Here is a 21,042-nt window from a genome sequence, read left to right as displayed (position 1 = left end):
GAGTTCTCAAGGAACGGACGCTTCCTTTGTACTCACCCTCTCGGGCTTTCCTCCGGGCTTTTTCCCTTCGGTCTTGCGTTTCCGACTCTACCAGACCGTTTCCCGGCCCGATTTCCTCGGTGCTTTCCAGGTTCCCGCTTCCGCGTTTCCCTTTCCGGCGGTCCCAACATTATCAGAAGTTTCAGGCCGGACTGACCGGCCATCTTGTTTCCGATTTCATCGGGAAGGGGCTTCTTCGAAATCGAGATTTCCAGAAGCAGACAGACACTCACCGTTGCCGAGCGGGATGAACCCGGCTCCAGGCAACTGTTCGAATCTACCTCCCCGCATCGTCCGTGTCAACGGCTCTTGCGGGGCGAAGGAGACAGTAGCAGCTCTGTACGGTCGCCTGCACATCAAGCAGCGATGGGGACGCCTGCGCTGCGTTCTGCTTCCTCGACATCGCCCGTGTCGCCGGCGCGAGCCGCTCGTCCGCCCAGAACGAAGACATAGGCGAGGAAGGCCAGCTCGGCGATGATCCCGATGGCTATGCGGGCCCAGGTGGGCAGGCCCGAAGGGGTCACGAAGCCCTCGATGGCGCCGGAGACGAACAGGACCAGGGCCAGGCCGATCGCCATGCCCACGGCAGCTCGACCCTCCTCGGCCAGTGCGGCACGTCGGGAGCGGGGGCCCGGGTCGATCAGAGTCCAGCCGAGACGAAGCCCTGTGCCGGCGGCTACGAAGACCGCGGTGAGTTCGAGCAGGCCGTGCGGGAGGACGAGGCCGAGGAAGGTGTCCAGGCGGCCGGCCGAGGACATCAGGCCCAGCCCGACACCGAGGTTGAGCATGTTCTGGAACAGGATCCACAGGACCGGCAGGCCCAGGAAGACTCCCAGGACCAGGCACATGGCGGCGGCCTGGGCGTTGTTCGTCCACACCTGGGCGGCGAAGGAGGCCGCGGGATGGCTTGAGTAGTACGTCTCGTACTGGCCGCCCGGGCGGGTCAGCTCGCGCAGTTCGCTGGGGGCCGCGATGGAGGACTGCACCTCTGGGTGGGTGCCGATCCACCAGCCCAGGAGGGCGGCGACGACGGTGGACAGCAGTGCGGTGGGCACCCACCAGTGGCGCGACCGGTAGACAGCGGCGGGGAAGCCGTATGCCAGGAAGCGGGTGACGTCGCGCCAGGAGGCGCGGCGGGTTCCTGTCACGGCGCTACGCGCGCGTGCCACGAGTTGGCTGAGTCGGCCCGTGAGCTGCGGGTCGGGTGCGCTGGACTGGATCAGGGAAAGGTGAGTGGCGGTGCGCTGGTATAGGGCGACGAGTTCGTCCACCTCGGTGCCGTTCAGGCGGCGCTGGCGCCGGAGCAGGGCGTCCAGGCGGTCCCACTCGGCTCGGTGGGCGGAGACGAAGACGTCGAGGTCCATCGGTTTCCTGCTCCTCGGCTGATCGTCGGCGGTCCGTCGTCGGTGTCAGCTTGTCGTACTGCGGCACGATGCGCTCTCAGCTTGGCAGACTGGTCATCCACTGGGCAGGGCAGGGGAAGGCGGCGGACGTGAGTGAGCTGGTGACGGGCGAGGCGGTGGCACTTGAGCTGCGCCCTGCGAGGCTGCCCAGCAGGGTGTTGGCCGTGGTGATCGATCTGATCGTGGTCATGGTCGTGTACATCGCCGTGACCATTGCGCTGGTGGCCGCTTCCTCTTCGTTGGACGACGCGGCGCAGGCTGCCCTGTCGATCGCCGCGTTCCTGCTCCTGTTGGTGGGTGGGCCGATCGCGGTGGAGACGCTGAGCCATGGGCGCTCGTTGGGGAAGCTCGCCGTGGGGCTTCGGGTGGTGCGGGACGACGGTGGACCGATTCGGTTCCGGCATGCGCTGGTGCGGGGCGCCATCGGCGTGGTCGAGATCCTGATGACCTTCGGAGTCGTCGCCTGTATAGCTTCGCTGGTTTCTGCGCGCGGGCGTCGGCTCGGTGACGTGTTCGCGGGGACGCTGGTCGTACGGGAACGGATACCCGTCGCACCCGGCGGTTTCGTGCCCCCGCCCCCGCCCTGGCTGGCCGGGCGGTTCTCGCAACTCGATCTGTCAGCGGTCCCCGATGGCCTTTGGCTTGCCATCCGGCAGTACCTGACACGGATGCACCAGCTGGATCAGCAGGTCGGGTGGGCCATGGCGGAGCGGCTCGCGTCCGACCTCGCGGCTCATACGGGGGCTCCGGCTCCGCAGAGTGTGCCGCCGGGCGCGTATCTGGCGGCCGTGGTGCAGGAACGGCAGGCTCGCGAGGCCCGGCGATCTTTCGGCAACGGTATGGCGCAGGCCGGTCCGTCGCCCGTGACAGGGGCCGCCCCTGCCGTCGGAGTGGCGGGTGGCTACCCGTACCCGGGAGCGCGGCCTGCTCCCGCGTCCTCCCCTCAGCCGTATGTGGCGCACGGCTATGCGGCGGGTCCGGTCGTAGGGCTTCCCGGCGATGTTCCGGCAGGCGGAGCCTCGCCCGAGAACGCCGAGGGCGTCACTGAAGGTGGCCCGTCCGGCGCGCCGTCAGCAGGCAGGCGCGCGTCCGGGTTCGCCCCGCCGGCGTGATCCTGGCGACTGTCACTGAAGTCGGTTCAGTCGAGGGGTGGTTCAGGGAACGCCGACGGTGGGGATTCGAGGTCTTCCAGCTCGATTCCCGGGGCTGCGAGGACCACGTCCCCAGCGATGTGCACGGAGTGCTGCTCGCCGGTATCCAGGGCTGTGACCTGGTACTCCTCCACGGTCAACGGGCCGTTGTCAGTGGCGTGTGCTTCTCTTTTCAGCAAGGTCCAGGACTGGTCCACGGTGCGCGGGGCGAGGACGGGGTCCGTGAAGGCCACGAGGCGTACGCGAGTTGCTGAGGCGGAGGGGGTGAGGCGCAGGAGACGGGTGGTGGCGACGAGGAATGCGGGGGATGTGCCGGTGAAGGCATGGGCGGCCACGTTGCCTTCCGTGGCGTGGGACCCGGTGGGGTCGGTGCGGACCCAGGTGACACCGTCGAGCGCGGCACCGCGCACCTGCCAGCTCGCGGCATGGAGTTCGAGGCGGATGGGGCGACCGAGTTCGTCGAGGGTCAGGTCGACCGAGCCGCTGTGACCGCCGTCGGGGGTGGTCAGTTGAGAGACGTAGCGCCAGCCGGACGGGCCGGGGGCGCACTGGAAGTGTTCGTCTGCGAGAGGGGTGTGATCGTGCGGATCGTGGAGCGAATAACGGCCGCGTGGCATGGATGTCCTGGGTTCTGACGGGCTGTCCGGCCTGACGGTCACACATGGCGATGGGTCACAGGGCCAATGGGGCAGGCCCCCGGCACGGGGGTGCGGGGGCCTGCCTCGGAGGAACTGCTGCCGTGCCCTGGGGGCTCAGTAGCGGTAGTGGTCCGGCTTGTACGGGCCGTCGACCTCGACGCCGATGTACGACGCCTGCTCCGGGCGCAGCTCGGTCAGCTTCACGCCGAGCGCGTCCAGGTGGAGGCGGGCGACCTTCTCGTCGAGGTGCTTGGGGAGCACGTAGACGTCGGTCGGGTACTCGTCGGGCTTGGTGAACAGCTCGATCTGGGCCAGGGTCTGGTCCGCGAAGGAGTTGGACATCACGAACGACGGGTGCCCGGTGGCGTTGCCCAGGTTCAGCAGGCGGCCCTCGGAGAGGACGATCAGCACCTTGCCGTCGGGGAACTTCCAGGTGTGGACCTGCGGCTTGACCTCGTCCTTGACGATGCCGGGGATCTGGGCGAGGCCGGCCATGTCGATCTCGTTGTCGAAGTGGCCGATGTTGCCGACGATCGCCTGGTGCTTCATCTTGGCCATGTCCGCGGCCATGATGATGTCCTTGTTGCCCGTCGTGGTGATGAAGATGTCCGCCTTGTCGACGACCTCGTCCAGCGTCGTGACCTGGTAGCCGTCCATCGCCGCCTGCAGCGCGCAGATCGGGTCGATCTCGGTGACGATGACGCGGGCGCCCTGGCCGCGCAGGGACTCCGCGCAGCCCTTGCCCACGTCGCCGTAGCCACAGACGACCGCGGTCTTGCCGCCGATGAGGACGTCGGTGGCGCGGTTGATGCCGTCGATCAGGGAGTGGCGGCAGCCGTACTTGTTGTCGAACTTCGACTTGGTGACGGCGTCGTTGACGTTGATCGCCGGGAACAGGAGGGTGCCGTCCCGGTGCATCTCGTACAGGCGGTGTACGCCGGTCGTGGTCTCCTCGGTCACGCCGCGGATCTCCGAGGCGACCTGGGTCCACTTCTGTGAACCCTCGGTGATGGTGCGGTCGAGGAGTTCGAGGACGACGCGGTGCTCGTCGGACTCGGCGGTGTCGGCCGAGGGGACCTTGCCGGCCTTCTCGTACTCGACGCCCTTGTGGACGAGCATGGTGGCGTCGCCGCCGTCGTCCAGGATCATGTTCGGGCCGCCGGTGGGGGTGTTCGGCCAGGTCAGAGCCTGCTCCGTGCACCACCAGTACTCCTCCAGGGTCTCGCCCTTCCAGGCGAAGACCGGGATGCCCTGGGGGTTCTCGGGCGTTCCGTTCGGGCCTACCGCGACAGCGGCGGCCGCGTGGTCCTGGGTGGAGAAGATGTTGCAGGAGACCCAGCGGACCTCGGCGCCGAGGGCGACCAGGGTCTCGATCAGGACGGCGGTCTGCACGGTCATGTGCAGGGAGCCCATGATGCGGGCGCCGGCCAGCGGCTGGGTGGCGGCGAACTCCCGGCGGATCGCCATCAGGCCGGGCATCTCGTGCTCGGCGAGGGTGATCTCCTTGCGGCCGAAGGCGGCCAGGGAGAGATCGGCGACCTTGAAGTCCTGTCGGTTTTCGACAGTCGTCATGCGAGCTGCTCCTCGGGGTTGGGGCGAGGTGGGTACGGCTGGTCTGCGCGGCGGCGGACACAGGGGTGCCCGAAGAGGACATAGGCATGCCCGGTGCGCGCAGCGCAGTCCGTCGGAGGCCCTCTCTCCCTCGGTCGGTCCGCGGTGGGACCGCCCGACCGCCATCAGCAGCGACGTCTGGCTTCGTCCCAAGCTACACCGGTCGGCCGGGCGACCCCAGCCCGCCTCCGAATACGTCAGGCCGAACGCGGGCTGCCGTCCTGGTCATCGTCGAGGCGCCGCCGGCCGTCCTGACAGGGTGCCCCGGCGACGGTGACTTCAGACCCATGAATCCTGGAACAGGCGGCAACAGACCAGGTCGTCAAGGGACTTTTGCTGCTTGGGCGGTCGGGGCAGGCGAGGGTGGATGCGAAGCGATCGGAACATCTGATCGATCTCGCGGGGGCGTCCGGGACGGCGTTTTCGCGTGACAAAGGCGTGAGGAGATCGACGTGACCAGTCCGGCCGAACCTCCCCCCACGGGCGGCGGCAGCAGAGAGCAGCAGCGGTTGAAGCTGCTCGCGGTGACCGCCTGCCCGACCGGCATCGCCCACACGTACATGGCGGCGGAGAAGCTCGCGCAGGCCGCCGAGAGCCGCGGCATCGACATGAAGGTGGAGACCCAGGGATCCATCGGTGCCGAGAACGTCTTGGATGACAACGATGTCAGCACCGCGGACGGCGTGATCATCGCCGCGGACAAGGACGTGGACCTGAGCCGTTTCGTGGGCAAGAGGGTCCTGACCGTGGGGGTGGCGGAGGGAATCCACCACCCCGAGCAGTTGATCGAGCGGGTGCGGTCGGCGCCTGTGCACACGGCGGGCACTGCGCCCACGGCTGCCGCATCGGCCGACGGCGGCAAACAGCGGAGCACGGTCTACAAGGCGCTGATGAACGGCGTCTCGTACATGATCCCGTTCGTCGTGGTCGGCGGTCTGCTGATCGCGGTCTCGCTCGCTCTCGGAGGCGACGCGACGGCCAAGGGCTATGTGATCCCCGAAGGCACCTTCTGGGCCGACGTCAATCAGATCGGTGTCATCGGCTTCCAGTTGATGATCCCGATCCTGTCCGGATACATCGCCTACGCCATCGCGGACCGGCCCGCGCTCGTGCCCGGCATGATCGGCGGCTGGATCGCCAACACGGGTTCGCTGTACGACTCGAAGGCGGGCGCCGGGTTCATCGGGGCGATCGTGACCGGGTTCCTCGCCGGGTACCTGGTGCTGTGGATCAAGAAGGTCAGGGTCCCGAAGTTCGCGCAGCCGATCATGCCGATCATCGTGATCCCGATCGTGGCGACCACGGCGCTCGGGCTGTTCTTCATCTACGTCATCGGCCGGCCGATCTCCTGGGTGTTCGAACACCTCACCAGCTGGCTCAGCGGGATGACGGGGACGAGCGCGATCCTGCTGGGCGCGGTTCTCGGGCTCATGATCGCCTTCGATATGGGCGGGCCGGTCAACAAGACGGCGTTCCTGTTCGGCACGGGGCTCATCGCGACCGGCAACCAGACGGTCATGGGCATGTGCGCGGCCACGATCCCGGTCATGCCGCTCGGGCAGGGGCTGGCGACCTTGATACGGAAGCGGCTCTACACCGAGCAGGAGCGGGAGACCGGTCTGGCCGCGCTGTTCATGGGCTGTTTCGGCATCTCGGAAGGCGCCATCCCGTTTGCGGCGGCGCGGCCCACGCAGGTCATTCCGGCCAACATGGTCGGTGGGGCGGTGGCCGGTGCGGTCGCGGGCGTCGCCGGAGTCGAGGACGCGGTGCCGCACGGTGGGCCGATCGTGGCGGTGCTGGGCGCGGTGAGCGGGGTGCCGATGTTCTTCGTGGCCGTGGTCATCGGCACGGTGGTCACGGCGCTGACGACAGTCACGTTGGTCGACATCGCTGAGCGGAGGCGCAAGGGCGCTGCGCCGGTGGCCGCGCCCGGTGCGGCCGGGTCGTACGAGCCCGGCCCGCTCGAACCGGCGCTGGTCGGGGTGGGCACGGGGGTGGCGGGAGCAGGAGCGGTCGGAGCCGTGATGGCGCAGAGCGTCGTGGCCTCGGTTGCTCCCGCTGCGAAGGCGGAGTCGGCCGAAGCTGCGGCAACCGCCGACGCCCACCCCGGTGGCGGCACCGGCACCGGCGGTGAGGCCAAGGGCGGAGATGCTTCCGCAACCGAGGCCGAGGTCGGAGGCAAGGTCCTCTCCGGCTACCTCACCGGGCAGACCGTGAAGGTCGCCCTCGACGCCCGCTCCAAGGAGGCCGCCATCCGGGAGATGGCCGCGCTGCTCGTCCGGACCGGCAAGGTGACCGACGTGGACGAGCTGGTCGCCACGGCCCTGCGGCGGGAGGAGCAGGGCACGACCGGGCTCGGGGAGGAGATCGCGATCCCGCACGCCAAGACGGATGCGGTGACCGCGCCCGTCGTCGGGTTCGCTCGGTCCGACGAGGGCATCGAGTGGGGCTCGCTGGACGGTACGAAGGCCAGGCTGGTCTTCATGATCGCGGTGCCGGAGGCCGCCGCGGGCGACGAACACCTGCGGATCCTCGCGCTGTTGTCGCGGAAGCTGATGGATCCCGGGTTCCGGGAGCGGCTGATCTCGGCGCCGGACGAGGGGGCCGTGCTGGAGGTGCTGGAGGACATCCGCTAGCTGCCGGACGGCCGTGGAGAGACGGGGCCCGCCGAGAGATCGGCCGGCCCCGTCGCCGTAGCGCGGCGGACCGTCAGTGGCCGGGAGTCGGCTGCTGTGCCGGTCCCCCGGGGGTCGCCTCCCGGTCGGCGCCCTTGGCGGCCTCGGCATCGCTGTAGATGTCCGGTTCGAGGTAGATGACCCGGGCGATCGGGACGGCCTCTCGGATGCGGGACTCGGCGGCGTTGATGGCGGAGGCGACCTCGGCGGCAGAGTCGTCGTGCTGGACGGCGATCTTGGCGGCTACGAGCAGTTCCTCGGGGCCGAGGTGGAGCGTGCGCATGTGGATGATGCCGGTGACGGTGTGGCCGTCGACGATCGCGGTCTCGATCTTCTTGACCTCCTCGACGCCCGCGGACTCGCCGAGCAGCAGGGACTTGGTCTCGGCGGCCAGGACGAACGCGATCAGGATGAGCAGGATGCCGATGCAGAGGGTGCCGACGCCGTCCCAGACGCCGTCGCCGGTGAGCAGGGCCAGGCCGACGCCGCCGAGCGCGAGGATCAGACCGACGAGGGCACCGAAGTCCTCCAGGAGGACGACCGGGAGCTCGGGCGCCTTGGCGCGGCGCACGAACTCCTTCCAGGAGAGGTCGCCGCGCAGCGGGTTGGACTCCTTGATGGCGGTCCGGAAGGAGAAGCCCTCGGCGATGATCGCGAAGACGAGGACACCCACCGGCCAGTACCAGTGTTCGATGTCGTGCGGGTGCTTGATCTTCTCGTAGCCCTCGTAGACGGCGAACATGCCGCCGACCGAGAAGAGCACGATGGAGACCAGGAACGCGTAGATGTACCGCTCACGGCCGTAGCCGAAGGGGTGTTGCGGGGTGGCCTCGCGCTGGGCCTTCTTGCCGCCGAGCAGGAGCAGGAACTGGTTGCCGGAGTCGGCGAGCGAGTGCACGCCCTCGGCGAGCATCGAGGACGAGCCACTGAACGCGAACGCCACGAACTTCGATGCCGCGATCGCGAGGTTGGCACCGAGTGCCGCCACGATCGCCTTGTTTCCGCCTGACGCGCTCATCTGCTCGCGTTGTCCCTTCGCCTCAAGTGCCTCTGCGCCGTACCGGCCTTTGCCCGCCCTTTGCCGGTGGGCCATTCTTGCAGCCTCTCCCGGCACGGACGTCTCAAGCGTCCACAGCCCCGGTCATACGATCACAAAGTCGCGGTCACACGATGACGGTGGCCCGGAAGAGCGTTCCCGTCCCGGACACCGCGGCCTTCTCCCCCGCCGGCACGAAGACCGACTGACCGGGGCTCAGCTCGTGTTCCCCGGTACGGACGGAACCTGCCGTGCAGAGCAGGATCTGCGGGGTCGGACGGGTGAGGTCGTGGTCGGCGGAGCCCTCGGCCAGGACGTAGCGGGAGAGCCGGAACTCGTCGATGGGGGTGTCGTAGACCTCCTCGCCCGCGGGGGACGCCTCGGGGCGGAGCACCCCGGGGTCGGCGGCCTCGAAGCGGACGATGCGCAGGAGTTCGGGGACGTCGACGTGCTTGGGGGTCAGGCCGCAGCGCAGGACGTTGTCGGAGTTGGCCATGATCTCGACGCCGAGGCCGTTGAGGTAGGCGTGCGGGATGCCGGCGCCGAGGAACAGGGCCTCGCCGGGCTGGAGCCGGACGTGGTTGAGAAGCATCGCGGCGATGACGCCCGGGTCGCCCGGGTAGTGATGGGCGATGTCGGCATAGGGGGCGTGGTCGCCGCCGAGGCGGGTGCAGGCGGCCGTGGCCTCGGTGACCGTGCGGGCCATCTCCTCCCGGTCGGCGGTGAGGACGGCCGTCAGGACCTCGCGCAGGGCCGCCTCCTCCGGGCGGGCGTGCAGGAGGTCGACGTACGGCTTGAGGGAGTCGACGCCGAGCGCGTCGAGCAGTTCGGCCGCGCGCGCGGGCTCGCGGAAGCCGCACAGGCCGTCGAACTCGGTGAGTGCGCAGATCAGTTCGGGCTTGTGGTTGGCGTCCTTGTAGTTGCGGTGGCCCGCGTCCACGGGGATGCCTCGGCGTTCCTCGTCCTCGTAGCCCTCCTTCGCCTGCGCGAGGTTCGGGTGCACCTGGAGGGAGAGCGGGGCACCCGCGGCGAGGATCTTGAGCAGGAAGGGCAGGCGGGGACCGAACTTGGCGACGGTCCCCTCGCCCAGCTCGCGCGACGGGTCGGCGTCGATGACCTCGACGAGCGTGCCCCGGCCGGTGCGTGAGGGGGCTCCCGGGTGGGCGCCCATCCACATCTCCGCCTGCGGTTCCCCGGTCGGCCGGGTGCCGAGCAGCCCGGGGATGGCGGTGATGGAACCCCAGGCGTAGGGGCGGATGGTGTTGTCGAGGCGGTCCATCAGGCTCTTTCTGTACGTACGGCGATCAGCGGGTCCTGGCGGACGCCGCTCGGGGCGTCCCGGGCAACGTCAGGCCCCCGAGGCGAGCGCCAGGTAAACGGCGGCGAAATCCGTGACGGCGATCAGTTCCGCGAGGGTCTCGATCTCGCCGCCGGACTCCGGTTCCAGTTCGCTGATCGGTGTGTCGTGGCCGAGGGCCAGGTCGCGGGCGGCCGGGGCGGCGCTGAGGCCGCCGATCGGGCGGTCTCGAAGGAGCACCACGCGTGCGTGCAGCGCGGGCGCCTCTTCGACGCGGTCGCGGAAGAAGTCGTCGGGGTCCGCGCCGGCGGCCAGCGGTCCGGCGAGCAGCGTGCTGTGCGCGGCGAGGGCTTCGGGGAGTTCGGCGACGACGGCGGGGCGGCCGGAGAGCTCGGCGAGCGCGGCGGCGAAACGCCGTCCCGCGGGGCCCGCGGAGGTGCCCTCGGTCCAGATCACCGGGAGCGAGTCGGCGAGTTCGCTGGCGAGGGTCTTGGCCGGGTTGCTGTAGGTCGCGATCGCGGGGCCGCAGCGCTCGGCGATGTGGTCGAGGCGGTCGGCGATCTTCTCGATCACGTCGGGCGGAGCGGCGAGCAGGCCGGTGCGGTCGAGGATCGCGAGGAGCGGCGTGAGCAGGGCCCACAGGACGCCGGGCGCGGATGCGGTGAGGGGCGTGTCCTGCTCGTAGGGGGCTGTTGCCATGGATACGAACAGGCCGTGGGCGCCCTCGACCGCCTCGGAGAGCGGGGTGCCGGCGGGGGCCACGGCGACGACGGTGCAGCCGCGGCGGTAGGCCTGGTCGGCGAGGAGGGACAGGCCCGGTTCGGTGCCGTCGGGGGTGGCGATCAGGAGCAGGTCGACCGAGCCGGTCCAGCCGGGGAGTTCCCAGCGCAGGGCGCCCGCGGCGGGGGCGACACCGGTGGGGGCGAGGCGGGTGACGGGGCTGCCGGCGCCGGCGAGGGTGCCGAGGAGGTCGGCCACGTGGGTGGCGGCGGCGCCGGGGCCCGCGATGAGGACCGCGCGCGGGCGGCCGTCGGGCTTGAGGTCGTTCACTCCGGCCTCGGCGGCGTGCCGGGCGGCCGTGCGGACGCGGGCACCGGCCTCCGCGGCGCCTCGGAGCAGGCCTCGGCGGTCTGCCTCGGAGAGGGCCTCGGGGGTGTCTAGCAGCGATTCGTCGAGCATGGGGCGGCAGCCTCCGATCGCCGGGTCTCCGGGACACCGGGACACCGGGTTGTCGCTTCGCCGGGTCGTCGGTCGTGCGGGGCCGGGACGCCGGTGGTCGCTGTGTCGTTGTCGCTTACGGCTGCGGGGGCGCGAGCGCGCCGGTCCGCGCCGGTCGTCGGTCATCGGTCGCAGCCGGGGCGCTGTCTCGTCTGCGGCGGCTGTGCGCTCAGGCGGGGCGGCGCGCCTCGTCGACGAGGAGTACGGGGATGCCGTCGCGGACCGGGTACGCGAGGCCGCAGTCCTTGCCTGTGCAGATCAGCTCGGTGTCCTGGTCCTTGAGGGGGGCGTGACAGGCCGGGCAGGCGAGGATCTCCAGGAGGCCGGCTTCGAGCGGCATAGGGGTTCCCTTCGGGGGCGGTACGGCTGCTTGTGCGGATGTGCCTGGTCAGGGTACCGCCGGGGAGAAGGGGGCGCCGGGGTTGGGGCGAGGTCGGGGGTGGGGTGCGGGTGAGGCCGGGGGGCAGGGTGCCGTGGGGGTGTCGCCCCCGCCGCCCCTACCCGTCCCGTCCTTTAGGGGCGCTGCCCCTTCGGCCCCGCTCCCAGGGGGCTCCGCCCCCTGGACCCCCGCTCCTCAAACGCCGGAGGGGCTGGATTGGGTGGACCGGACCTGACGGGCTGGATTGGGGGGATCCGGAGGGCTGGATTGTGGGATGGCGCTGCGCGTCAGGCCCTGATGATCGTCAGTACCTCGTCGCGGATCTTGGTCATCGTCGTCTCGTCCCTCGCCTCCGCGTTCAGGCGCAGGAGGGGTTCCGTGTTGGAGGGGCGGACGTTGAACCACCAGTCGGTGGCGGTGATGGTGAGGCCGTCCAGTTCGTCGAGCTGTACGCCCTCCTGACCCTCGTAGGCCGCCCTGACGGCTGCCAGGCGGTCGGACTGGTCGGCGACCGTGGAGTTGATCTCGCCGGAGCCGACGTAGCGGTCGTACTGGGCGACGAGAGCCGACAGGGGGGTCTCCTGGCCGCCCAGTGCTGCCAGGACGTGCAGGGCGGCCAGCATGCCCGTGTCGGCGTTCCAGAAGTCCTTGAAGTAGTAGTGCGCGGAGTGCTCGCCGCCGAAGATCGCACCGGTCCTCGCCATCTCGGCCTTGATGAAGGAGTGGCCCACGCGCGTGCGTACCGGTGTGCCGCCGTGCTCCTTGACGACCTCCGGGACCGACCAGGAGGTGATCAGGTTGTGGATGACCGTGCCCTTGCCGCCGTTCCTGGCGAGCTCTCTGGAGGCCACCAGGGCGGTGATGACGGACGGGGAGACCGGGGCGCCCCGCTCGTCGACGACGAAGCAGCGGTCGGCGTCACCGTCGAAGGCGATGCCGAGGTCGGCCCCCTCCTCGCGGACCCGCTTCTGGAGGTCGACGATGTTGGCCGGGTCCAGCGGGTTCGCCTCGTGGTTCGGGAACGTGCCGTCCAGTTCGAAGTACATCGGGACGACGTCCAGAGGCAGGCCCGCGAAGACCGTCGGGACGGTGTGGCCGCCCATGCCGTTGCCCGCGTCGACGACGACCTTCAGGGGGCGTACCGACGTCAGGTCGACGAGGGTACGGAGGTGGGCCGCGTAGTCCTTCAGCGTGTCCCGCCGGGTGACGGTGCCCGCCTCGTCGGCCGCTGCCGGAGCGCCCGTGTCGCTCCACCGCTCGACCAGTTCGCGGATCTCGGTGAGGCCGGTGTCCTGGCCGACCGGGGCCGCGCCCGCGCGGCACATCTTGATGCCGTTGTACTGGGCGGGGTTGTGCGAGGCCGTGAACATCGCGCCCGGCAGGTCGAGCGCGCCGGAGGCGTAGTACAGCTGGTCGGTCGAGCACAGGCCGATCTCGGTGACGTCCACTCCGCGTGCGGCCGCTCCGCGCGCGAAGGCACGCGACAGACCCGGGGAGGAGGGCCGCATGTCGTGGCCGGTCACGATCGCGCTCGCGCCGGTCACCTGCACGAAGGCGGCGCCGAAGAGCTCGGCCAGCGTCTCGTCCCACTGGTCCGGGACGACTCCGCGCACGTCGTACGCCTTCACGAGCTGTGACAGATCAGCCACGGCCAACCCTTCTGGAAGTCCTGTCGGTCACCACAAACTACCCGCCCGCACTGACAGCGCGCTGTACGGGAGCTGAGTGGACTCCGGCCGCAATCTGAGGTCAGGGGGCAGTGGGCGGATCAGGGCAGCATCCAGCCCGGCACCGGCGCGCTCTGGCCGTCCACGATCAGGCACATCGCCAGCAGCAGTCCGGGGCTCCAGGGCAGAACCTTGCGCAGCAGGCCACCTCGCGGCCCGCCAGCCCGACGGCCTCGCAGGCGATGGTGAGGTTCTGCGGGGAGATCATCTTGCCGAGGACGCTGCCGGGAGTGTCGGCTGCGGCCAGCAGTTCCGGGGAGAGCTCGGACTCCCGGGCCGCGGTCACCTGGAGCGTCCCGAACAGCGCGTTGGCTGAGGTGTCGGAGCCGGACACGGCCACCCCGAACCAGCCCAGGACCGGTGACAGTAAGGCCAGTCCGGCGCCTGCCGCCGCGACGAAGTGGCCAATGGTGGCCGCCTGTCCGGAAAGGTTCATGACGTACGCGAGCGCCAGAACGGACGCCACGGTCAGGATCGCGAACCGCAACTCATGCAGGGTCGCGGCCCATTGGCGAACGCCCACACGCGTGTGCACGCCGAGCACGACCGCCGTGAGGATCCCCGTCGGGATGCAAGACGTTCAGGAAGTGCCAGTCGTATGTCCTGGTCGTCTTCGCCGGCCGGTCCTTGACGGCCGGTACGCGCGCGTGCGGTACGGCGACAAGGGCGCCCGCGCCGGCCAAGGCGGCGCCGACGTCGGCGAGTTGTGCGGAGGTGTGGTTGGAGGCCGCGAACTGGGCGATGGCGAAGGCGATTCCGTAGACCAGCACGGGCACTCAGGTCTCGCGCAGGCAGCGCTTCCCGTCGACCAGGAAGACCAGCACCAAGATCAGCGCCAGGGACACCACCAGGAGCGCCATCAGGGCCAGCAAGGGTGTTTGACGACCCACCACGGATGCCAGGTCATGCAAGGGCAGGCCGGTGACCGGGGCGAAGCCGCGGGCGACGAGCATGACCGAACAGATCGCGACCGGAGCGCCGAACCCGGCGAGTGCCTCCAGCAGCGCGCCGACGCAGAAGGCGACCACACGGGCCTGGATGCGCGGATCGTCCACCGGCGGACAGTCGCCCGAAGGAGCCGCGCAGATGTCGAAGTGCTGGGTGCGGACGTTCGTCCGGTACACCCACAAGGCGTTGACGACGATCCGCAGAAGAGCGTCTGCCCCCACTGCATGCCGTAGACGAGGCAGGCGACCGGCGCGGCCGCCAACAGGCCCGTGAGGCCCGCCAGATGCGCCCTCATGCGGACGCCGCCGAGCAAGACGAGGACGATCACCAGGGGCAGGGCCGCGACGCGGGCAGACAGCACCAGCGAGTCGGGACGGGTTCGAGTTCCTGGACGTACACGGGTGCCTCCCCGTTCCGTCGTGCGGAAAGCGCTGTCTCAGTGCGACCCACGGAATGGTCCGCGCCAGGCTCGCGTCAATGGCTGCGCAGCACTCGGCACATCACGTACAGCACAAGAGGCGGGCGGACCAGCTCAGTTGTCCGGTGAGCGCAGGATTCGCAGATGGCCGCGGCGCGCGACCTCCATCGGATCGGCCCGCCTGGCCCCGCTCGCGTCGGCGGCGCGCTCCTGTGGACGAGCCGCCTCGCGCACGGCGTTGGCAAGCGCTTCCAGATCGTCACTGCTGTGCCGGGCCGGGGCCGAGCTGTCGAGGAGACGGACGACCTCCCAGCCGCGCGGGGCGGTGAGGCGCTCGGAGTGCTCGGCGCACAGGTCGTAGCAGTGGGGTTCGGCGTAGGTGGCGAGCGGGCCGAGGACCGCGGTCGAGTCGGCGTAGACGTACGTCAGCGTCGCGACGGCGGGGCGGCCGCAAGCGGTGCGCGAACAGCGACGTACAGGGCTCACGACGTTGGACGGTACCGCACTCTTGAGCGGGCCGCGACGACTCGCCCCCAGGTCACTCCACCGTGTCGTGTTGTGAAACGCCCCACACGCCACACCGATCACACCGCGATGACCTGCGCAGACACCTGTTTTCGAGGGGCCGAACACCCTTGAGCGCAATCACTACTTGGTGGAAACCATGCCAATTCCCTTGATAAAGACGGTCTCGGAGAGATACGGAATCGAGCCCAACCTTGGCTGGAATGGTCAACTGGCGACATGACGCACGGGGCCCTCGTACGTCATGTCGGCCGGCATCCGGAACGCAGCGTGGGGGCCGGGCGCGGAGGTGCGGCGAGGATTACGCTTCACCAGTGATGGACAACCCCGTACCGCCCCGCGCCACCGGCCCCGGGCCCCGCCGCCGTGATCGCCACGGGCGAGGCATGCGCGGACCGATCGCCCCTCCGCAGGTGCCGCTCGCCGCGAGTCGAGCCGAGGCCTTCGCGGATCTGGTGCAGGACTCCGTGGAGCGCCTGGAGCGACGCTGGCCGCAGCTCGCCGACATCGACTTCATGGTCCTGGAGGTGCCACGGCTGGACGGGCCCGGGCAGGCCTGGAACGACGAGGCCGTACCCCTGGGCGGGACGATTCCCGCGCACGAGGACCGTGCCGCGCGCGTGGTCGTCTACCGGCGGCCGGTGGAGATCCGCACCAAGGGACGCGACGAGCGGGCGGCGCTGGTGCACGAGGTGGTCGTGGAGCAGGTCGCCGAGCTGCTGGGGCTCACCCCGGAGACGGTCGATCCGCGGTACGGCGAGGACTGAGCCGCCCGCGGATCACCTGCGCTACTTCTGCAGCACCGACAGGTCCTCGTCCGCCTCCGGTACGGCCACCATGCCCCGGTCGTCCGGGAGGGTCTGGACGGTGAAGCCGGGAACGCCGTCCTGTGTCGCCGCCAGGGTGCGGGCGCCGTAGACCGGGCCGCCCGAGACGGTCTCCACCGTCAGGGCGTAGGTGCCCTTGAGGCCGGTCGGGGTGGGCGCCTCGACGTTCTCGGTGGTGCCCGCCTTGAGGGTGAAGGTCTTCGAGACGGCCTCGCCGCCCTTGCTGCCCGCGGAGGCGGTGACCTTGACCGTGGCCGCCCGGGTGGGGGCGGTCAGGGAGAGCGTGGTGCCCTTGGCCCTGTTGTCGGCGACCGTCGCGCGTGCGCCGACGGGACGTGTGGCCGGGATGAAGGCCGTCTCCTGGTTGTCGCCCTTGCCGCGGACGACCCGCAGGGCGGCGACCACCGGCACGGAGGTGTCGGTGGGGGTCAGGACCAGCGAGCCGGCCTCCCCGCGCGTGACGTCGCCTAGGTCGACGGCGGTCGTCATGCCCCCCTTCACGTGCAGCGTCTCGTTCCCGGCGGGGGTGATCAGGCCGGACGGGGAGGCGAGCTGCACCTTCAGGTCGGCGTCGGCCTCACTGGGTGTGAAGGCGACCAGGCGCACGGCGGTGGCGTCCTTGGGGATGCCCGGCAGCACGAGGCTGCCGGAGGGGTCGGTGGACGCGGCCAGCCAGTCGCCGCCGAGCTTGTCGTCCAGGGCCTGCACGGCAGCGCCCACGCGCCCGCTGCGGACGTTCACATGGATGGTGAGGTTGTCCTGCTTCTCCTGCGTGAGCGTGGACAGCAGGATCGGGTCGCTGGAGTGCGGCGCGACGGTGATGCCCTCGCCCAGGGTGGAGTCGAGGGCGCCGTCCTTGCCGTAGAGCCCGATGTCGACGACGGCGGCGGAGTCGTCGGGGTTGGTCAGGTGCACGTAGTCGGTGCGGTCGGCGGCCGTGCTCACCCCCGGGAACCAGAACTCCGTGTCGGGGGCGGAGCAGTTGACGCCCTGGAGTCCGCGTCCGGAGCCCGCGGCGACCTCCGTGGTCTCCTGGACGGTCCAGCCCGGCGCGAACGTGCCCTCGGCGGTGCCGACGAGGGCGGACGCACCCCCGCCGGAGGTGTCCCCGGTGGCGGGCTTGCCAGGCTCACCGGGTGCGAGTACCGGCTTGGCGGCCTTCTTCTTGCCCGCGCTCTTGCCGCCGGACTCCACGGCGGCCGCCTGGAGTTCGGCCTTGCCGCTGCTGCCCGCGTCCTTGGTGACAGGCGTGAACGACGTGTACGACGTCTCCGCGATGTCGGAGGTGCTCGGCGCCGGGCACAGCAGGCTGGTGCGCTCCACGGGCAGCTCGGTGGCCGTCCCCGCGGTGACCGCGGCCTGCGGTGAGCCGAGCGTGGCGAAGCCGGTGACGGCGGCGAGCGCGGCGAGGCCGGCGAGGAAGGACAGGGTGGTGCGGTTCACTGCTGACTCCCGTCGGGGCGCTCACTGCCGGCGGGGCCCGGTTGCTGCTGCGCCGGGTCGTACGCGGGGTCGTAGCCCTGGTCGTACTGCTGCTCGTACTGGCCGCCGTACGTCTGGTCGTACGACGTCTGCGGGGACTGCCCGCCGTAGGCGTACGGGTCGTACTGGCCGCCCTGGTACGGGTCCGCCTGGTACGACTGCTGGTCGTAGCCGCCCGCCGGGTACTGCTCGGCGGTGCCCTGGTACTGGTCGCCCGCGTAGGTGTTGTACTCGGCGTTCGCGTAGTTCGGGGCGTCCCAGTCGCCGTAGGGCTGCTGCTGCGGGACGGCCGCCAGAGCCTCCTCCTCCTGAGGAGGAGGGACGTCCTCGCCCGGTGCGGTCTCCTCGGCCTGGGCGCGCAGGCGGCGGGCGCGGCGGCCCTCGCCCGCCACGGCCTGGGCCGGGATCGCCGGCTCCTCGGGGAGGTCGTCGTCGACGTCACGGCGACGGCCCGGCAGGGCCAGCACCACGAGGACGACGGCGAGGAAGCCCTGTGCCCACAGCCAGAGGGTGTGGGTGAAGGGGTCGTCGAAGGTGACGTCCAGTGTGCCGCCGGAGGCGGGGAGTTCGAAGCCCTGGGCCCAGCCGTCGACGGTGGTGGCGGTGAGCGGCCTGCCGTCCAGGGTGGCCGTCCAGCCCTCGTTCACGGTGTCGGCGAGGCGCAGGATCCGGCCGTCGGCGCCGGACGGGATCGTGGTGCGGATGTCGACGGGGCCCGCGGCGACGGGCTGCGCGGTGCCGGAGCCGGACTTCGCGACGATGGTCGCGCGCGCGACCTCCTGGTCGACCCGCCACAGTCCGGTGCCGTCCTGCTGGCTGAGCCGGGTCAGGCCGGGCGTCGCGTCCAGCACACGGGTGACCGCGCGAGGCGCACCCTTGTGGACGAGGACGTAGCGCACGGCGAAGCCGCCGAGCTGGTCGGCCTGGTCGGCGCCGGAGCCGGCGACGAGGTTGGCGACGACCTTGTCGAGCTTGCTGTTCTCGCCGTCGGCCGCCGCGAGTTCGGCGTCGCCGAGGCGGGCGCCGGAGCCGCGCACCAGCATGTAGCCGACGTGCGCGGAGGAGTCGCTGTCGAGGACGAGGGTGCGGGCCTGGTCGCGGGTGCCGCTCTCCTCGGCGACGAACGCGGGCACCTGGACGGGGTCGCGGCGCTCCAGCGGTCCGTCGGCGCCGCCGATCATCCAGCCCGCGGCGAGGAGCAGCGGGCCCGCGGCGGACGCGAAGGCGATCAGTGCGGCCACCGGCTGGCGCCAGCCGAAGCTCTGCTCCGCCACACGCGCGCGTGCCCCGTCGGCGCCGAGGGCGGCGGCGGCCAGCAGGGCGAGGCCGTAGACGAGGGTGGCGGGGCCCGCCCAGGCCGAGTCGTTGGACAGGACCGCGAAGACGAGGCCCACCAGGGCCACCACCCAGGCTGTCCAGATGCCGAACTGCCGCTCGGTGCGCAGCAGGGCGGCGAGCGCGGCCAGCACGACGCCGATGAGCATCAGTCCGTCGACGGTGCCGGGACCGCCGGGGCTGGCTCCGAGCAGGTCGAGGGCGGACGCGCTGGAGGAGCCGTACTCCAGGCCGGCCTGCTCGAAGAAGCCGAACGGGAGCAGGGTCAGCGACCAGGGCGCGAGGACCAGCAGGGGGGTGCCGAACTGGGCCAGGAAGCGCAGCCCGTAGGCGGTGATGTCGGTGCGGCGCACGGCCAGCAGACCGAGGCCGAGGAGCAGTGTGATCGGCCAGATGATCGGCGTGAACGCGGTGGTGACGGTGAGCAGCAGGGCGAACGCCCAGCTGGCCCGCCAACTGCCGCGCCCGCCCGTGGTGTTCGTCAGTCCGCCGGCCGCGACGCCCGCGCGCGCGAGGAGCGGCAGCAGGACGGCGAGGACGGCGGTGCCGACGCGGCCGCCGGCGAGGGCACCGGTGGCGGCGGGCAGGAAGGCGTAGACGACGGCCGCCCACGCGCGCAGCAGGCGGGACTCGACGAGGGGGCGGGAGGCGAAGTAGGCGGTGACGCCGGCCAGTGGCACCGAACAGACCAGCAGGACCGTCAGCGCGATCCCGGTCGAGCCGAACAGGACGGAGGACACCGCGGCGATGATCGCCAGGTAGGGCGGCGCCGACGAGGTGCCGCCCGCGCCCACCGTGTGCCACGCATCCGCGAAGCGCGACCACAGGTCGCTCGCGTCGGCCGGGGCGGGCAGCAGGGCGCCGCCCGCGAGCGCGCCGCCGCCCAGGAGGTTGCGGCAGGCGACCAGGGCGACGAGCAGCAGGGCGAGGAAGAGCACGGGGCCGGGCTTGCGGGCGATGCGCTTGAGGCGGGCGAACTGCTCGATCTCCAGGAAGTCCGCGTCGTCGCCGCCGGGCCCGGACTCGATGCCGCCGCCATGGCGTCCGGCCGCGGTGGCCTCGGCGTCGGAGCCGCCGAAGAAGTCGCCGGCGACCTGTTCCACGGTGGCCCGCACGGTCGCGCCGCGCGGCGGGAACAGCTGCCTGAGCTCTTCCTTGTCGACGACCGGCTTGCCCCGCCTGCTCCGCCCCGCGATGATCCGCTCGGGCCGCAGCAGGGTGCCGAGCAGGCCCCGGATCTCGTCGACGGCCTGGCCGGGCACCTTGCCCACCAGGTAGGCGACGGTCCGCAGCAGGGTGCCGAGGATCAGCCGCACCAGCACCCAGGGCAGCGCGGCCGTACGCGTGTTGACGAGCAGGGTGTAGACGGCTCCGGCCTTGTCGACCTTGTGCGGGGACGCGGTGGTGCGGCCCGCGCAGTCGACGGCGCGGCGCTCTCGGGAGGCCGCCTCGGCGTGGCGTACGACGGCTTCGGGGGCGATGAGGACACGGTGGCCGGCGGCCTGGGCGCGCCAGCACAGGTCGACGTCGTCGCGCATGAGGGGCAGCCGCCGGTCGAAGCCGCCGAGCTGCTCGAAGAGGTCGCGGCGGATCAGCATTCCGGCGGTGGACACCGACAGCACGGACCGGACGTGGTCGTGCTGGCCCTGGTCCTGTTCACGGCGGTCGATGCCGGTCCAGCGGCGGCCGGAGTTGGCGATGGAGACGCCGACCTCAAGGAGCTGCCGCTTGTCGTACCAGCCGCGGAGCTTGGGGCCGACGACGGCGACGTCGTCCCGGCCGAGCTCCAGTTCGTTCTCCACGACGCGCAGCAGCTGGGCCAGCGCGTCGGGTTCGGGGGCGCAGTCGTCGTGCAGCAGCCACAGCCACTGGACCGGCTCGCCGTGCGGCAGCTCCGGCAGGTCGTAGGCGTCGTCCCGCCATGTGCGCGTGACGGGGTCCCAGCCGCTGGGCCGCTTCAGGTACGGCAGCTCGTCCGGGGTGAGGACGGGGGCGGTGCGGTTCGCCTCCTCGACGGCCTGGCCGAAACCGGTGCGCCGGGCGAGGTGCAGGACCCGGTCGGCGCCCAGGGTGTCGGTGACCAGCTGGGCGGAGTCGTCCGCGCTGCCGGTGTCGGCGGCCATGGCGAACTGCACGGGGCGCTCCTGGCCGAGCAGCCCGGCGAGCGCGTCGGGCAGCCAGCGGGCGCCGTCGTGGGAGACGAGCACCGCGGTCACCACATGACGCGGGAACTCAGGAGTGGCAGCGTGGTCGTGGGCTGCCGTGTGGCTGTGCACGGACATCGAGGTACGGGCCCCGGTTCGGTGGACTGCGGTGGGCGCCTGTGTCCGCTG

General features: G+C 71.1%; 14 protein-coding genes and 1 pseudogene. 3 read left to right on the top strand and 12 right to left on the bottom strand.

The window, feature by feature from the left end; genetic code table 11:
* Positions 1-395: 395 nt before the first annotated feature.
* Positions 396-1,403 (bottom strand): stage II sporulation protein M, encoded by a 1,008-nt coding sequence (locus tag ACZ48Z_RS34190; RefSeq protein WP_468739774.1) that lies wholly within the window; start codon positions 1,401-1,403, stop codon positions 396-398.
* 128 nt (positions 1,404-1,531) lie between these two features.
* On the opposite strand from ACZ48Z_RS34190, the gene ACZ48Z_RS34185 reads away from it, so the two are divergent.
* The gene (locus ACZ48Z_RS34185) at positions 1,532-2,554 is read left to right on the top strand and encodes an RDD family protein (RefSeq protein WP_468739773.1); all 1,023 of its coding nucleotides are present in this window, start codon (positions 1,532-1,534) and stop codon (positions 2,552-2,554) included.
* 26 nt (positions 2,555-2,580) lie between these two features.
* Here the strand turns inward: ACZ48Z_RS34185 and ACZ48Z_RS34180 are convergent, their stop codons facing one another.
* Together ACZ48Z_RS34180 and ahcY are read right to left on the bottom strand one after the other, a co-directional pair.
* Entirely contained in the window at positions 2,581-3,210 is a 630-nt protein-coding gene (locus ACZ48Z_RS34180; protein WP_468739772.1) for a hypothetical protein, read from the bottom strand.
* A gap of 135 nt (positions 3,211-3,345) precedes the next feature.
* Entirely contained in the window at positions 3,346-4,803 is a 1,458-nt protein-coding gene (gene ahcY / locus ACZ48Z_RS34175; protein WP_468739771.1) for an adenosylhomocysteinase, read from the bottom strand.
* Between the two features lie 491 nt (positions 4,804-5,294).
* On the opposite strand from ahcY, the gene ACZ48Z_RS34170 reads away from it, so the two are divergent.
* Positions 5,295-7,478 carry a fructose-specific PTS transporter subunit EIIC gene (locus ACZ48Z_RS34170; protein WP_468739770.1) on the top strand — a complete coding sequence of 728 codons (2,184 nt, stop codon included), beginning with the start codon at positions 5,295-5,297 and terminating at the stop codon, positions 7,476-7,478.
* 73 nt (positions 7,479-7,551) lie between these two features.
* Here ACZ48Z_RS34170 and ACZ48Z_RS34165 read toward each other — a convergent pair whose 3' ends face one another.
* The 7 genes and pseudogenes from ACZ48Z_RS34165 to ACZ48Z_RS34135 all read right to left on the bottom strand — a co-directional run bounded on the left by ACZ48Z_RS34165 (position 7,552) and on the right by ACZ48Z_RS34135 (position 15,077).
* Positions 7,552-8,535: a cation diffusion facilitator family transporter gene (locus ACZ48Z_RS34165; RefSeq protein WP_468739769.1), complete on the bottom strand. Its 984-nt coding sequence runs from the start codon at positions 8,533-8,535 to the stop codon at positions 7,552-7,554.
* A gap of 145 nt (positions 8,536-8,680) precedes the next feature.
* A complete protein-coding gene (manA, locus tag ACZ48Z_RS34160; protein WP_468739768.1) occupies positions 8,681-9,832 on the bottom strand; it encodes a mannose-6-phosphate isomerase, class I in 1,152 nt (383 codons plus the stop codon).
* Between the two features lie 69 nt (positions 9,833-9,901).
* The gene (locus ACZ48Z_RS34155; RefSeq protein WP_468739767.1) at positions 9,902-11,029 is read right to left on the bottom strand and encodes an SIS domain-containing protein; all 1,128 of its coding nucleotides are present in this window, start codon (positions 11,027-11,029) and stop codon (positions 9,902-9,904) included.
* Between the two features lie 208 nt (positions 11,030-11,237).
* On the bottom strand, positions 11,238-11,408 hold the full coding sequence (locus ACZ48Z_RS34150) for a Trm112 family protein (RefSeq protein WP_468739766.1): 171 nt from the start codon (positions 11,406-11,408) through the stop codon (positions 11,238-11,240).
* Positions 11,409-11,734: 326 nt separating this feature from the next.
* Positions 11,735-13,102 carry a phosphomannomutase/phosphoglucomutase gene (locus ACZ48Z_RS34145; protein WP_468739765.1) on the bottom strand — a complete coding sequence of 456 codons (1,368 nt, stop codon included), beginning with the start codon at positions 13,100-13,102 and terminating at the stop codon, positions 11,735-11,737.
* 113 nt (positions 13,103-13,215) lie between these two features.
* Positions 13,216-14,521, bottom strand: a pseudogene (locus tag ACZ48Z_RS34140) (L-lactate permease).
* A gap of 133 nt (positions 14,522-14,654) precedes the next feature.
* Positions 14,655-15,077, bottom strand: a complete 423-nt coding sequence (locus ACZ48Z_RS34135) for a DUF3499 domain-containing protein (RefSeq protein WP_468739788.1) — start codon at positions 15,075-15,077, stop codon at positions 14,655-14,657.
* Positions 15,078-15,382: 305 nt separating this feature from the next.
* Here ACZ48Z_RS34135 and ACZ48Z_RS34130 point away from each other — a divergent pair, with 305 nt between their 5' ends.
* Positions 15,383-15,832 carry a metallopeptidase family protein gene (locus ACZ48Z_RS34130; protein WP_468739787.1) on the top strand — a complete coding sequence of 150 codons (450 nt, stop codon included), beginning with the start codon at positions 15,383-15,385 and terminating at the stop codon, positions 15,830-15,832.
* A gap of 21 nt (positions 15,833-15,853) precedes the next feature.
* Here ACZ48Z_RS34130 and ACZ48Z_RS34125 read toward each other — a convergent pair whose 3' ends face one another.
* Together ACZ48Z_RS34125 and ACZ48Z_RS34120 are read right to left on the bottom strand one after the other, a co-directional pair.
* Positions 15,854-17,335: a DUF5719 family protein gene (locus tag ACZ48Z_RS34125; protein ID WP_468739764.1), complete on the bottom strand. Its 1,482-nt coding sequence runs from the start codon at positions 17,333-17,335 to the stop codon at positions 15,854-15,856.
* Complete coding sequence (locus tag ACZ48Z_RS34120; protein ID WP_468739763.1) at positions 17,332-20,991, bottom strand: glycosyltransferase family 2 protein; 3,660 nt, start codon at positions 20,989-20,991, stop codon at positions 17,332-17,334. The genes ACZ48Z_RS34125 and ACZ48Z_RS34120 overlap by 4 nt, the downstream gene beginning before the upstream one ends.
* Positions 20,992-21,042: the final 51 nt, after the last annotated feature.

This window comes from Streptomyces sp. NPDC031225, assembly GCF_055570355.1.
The sequence above is the reverse complement of the archived record's forward strand: the minus strand, read 5'-3'. Positions and strand labels throughout refer to the sequence as shown.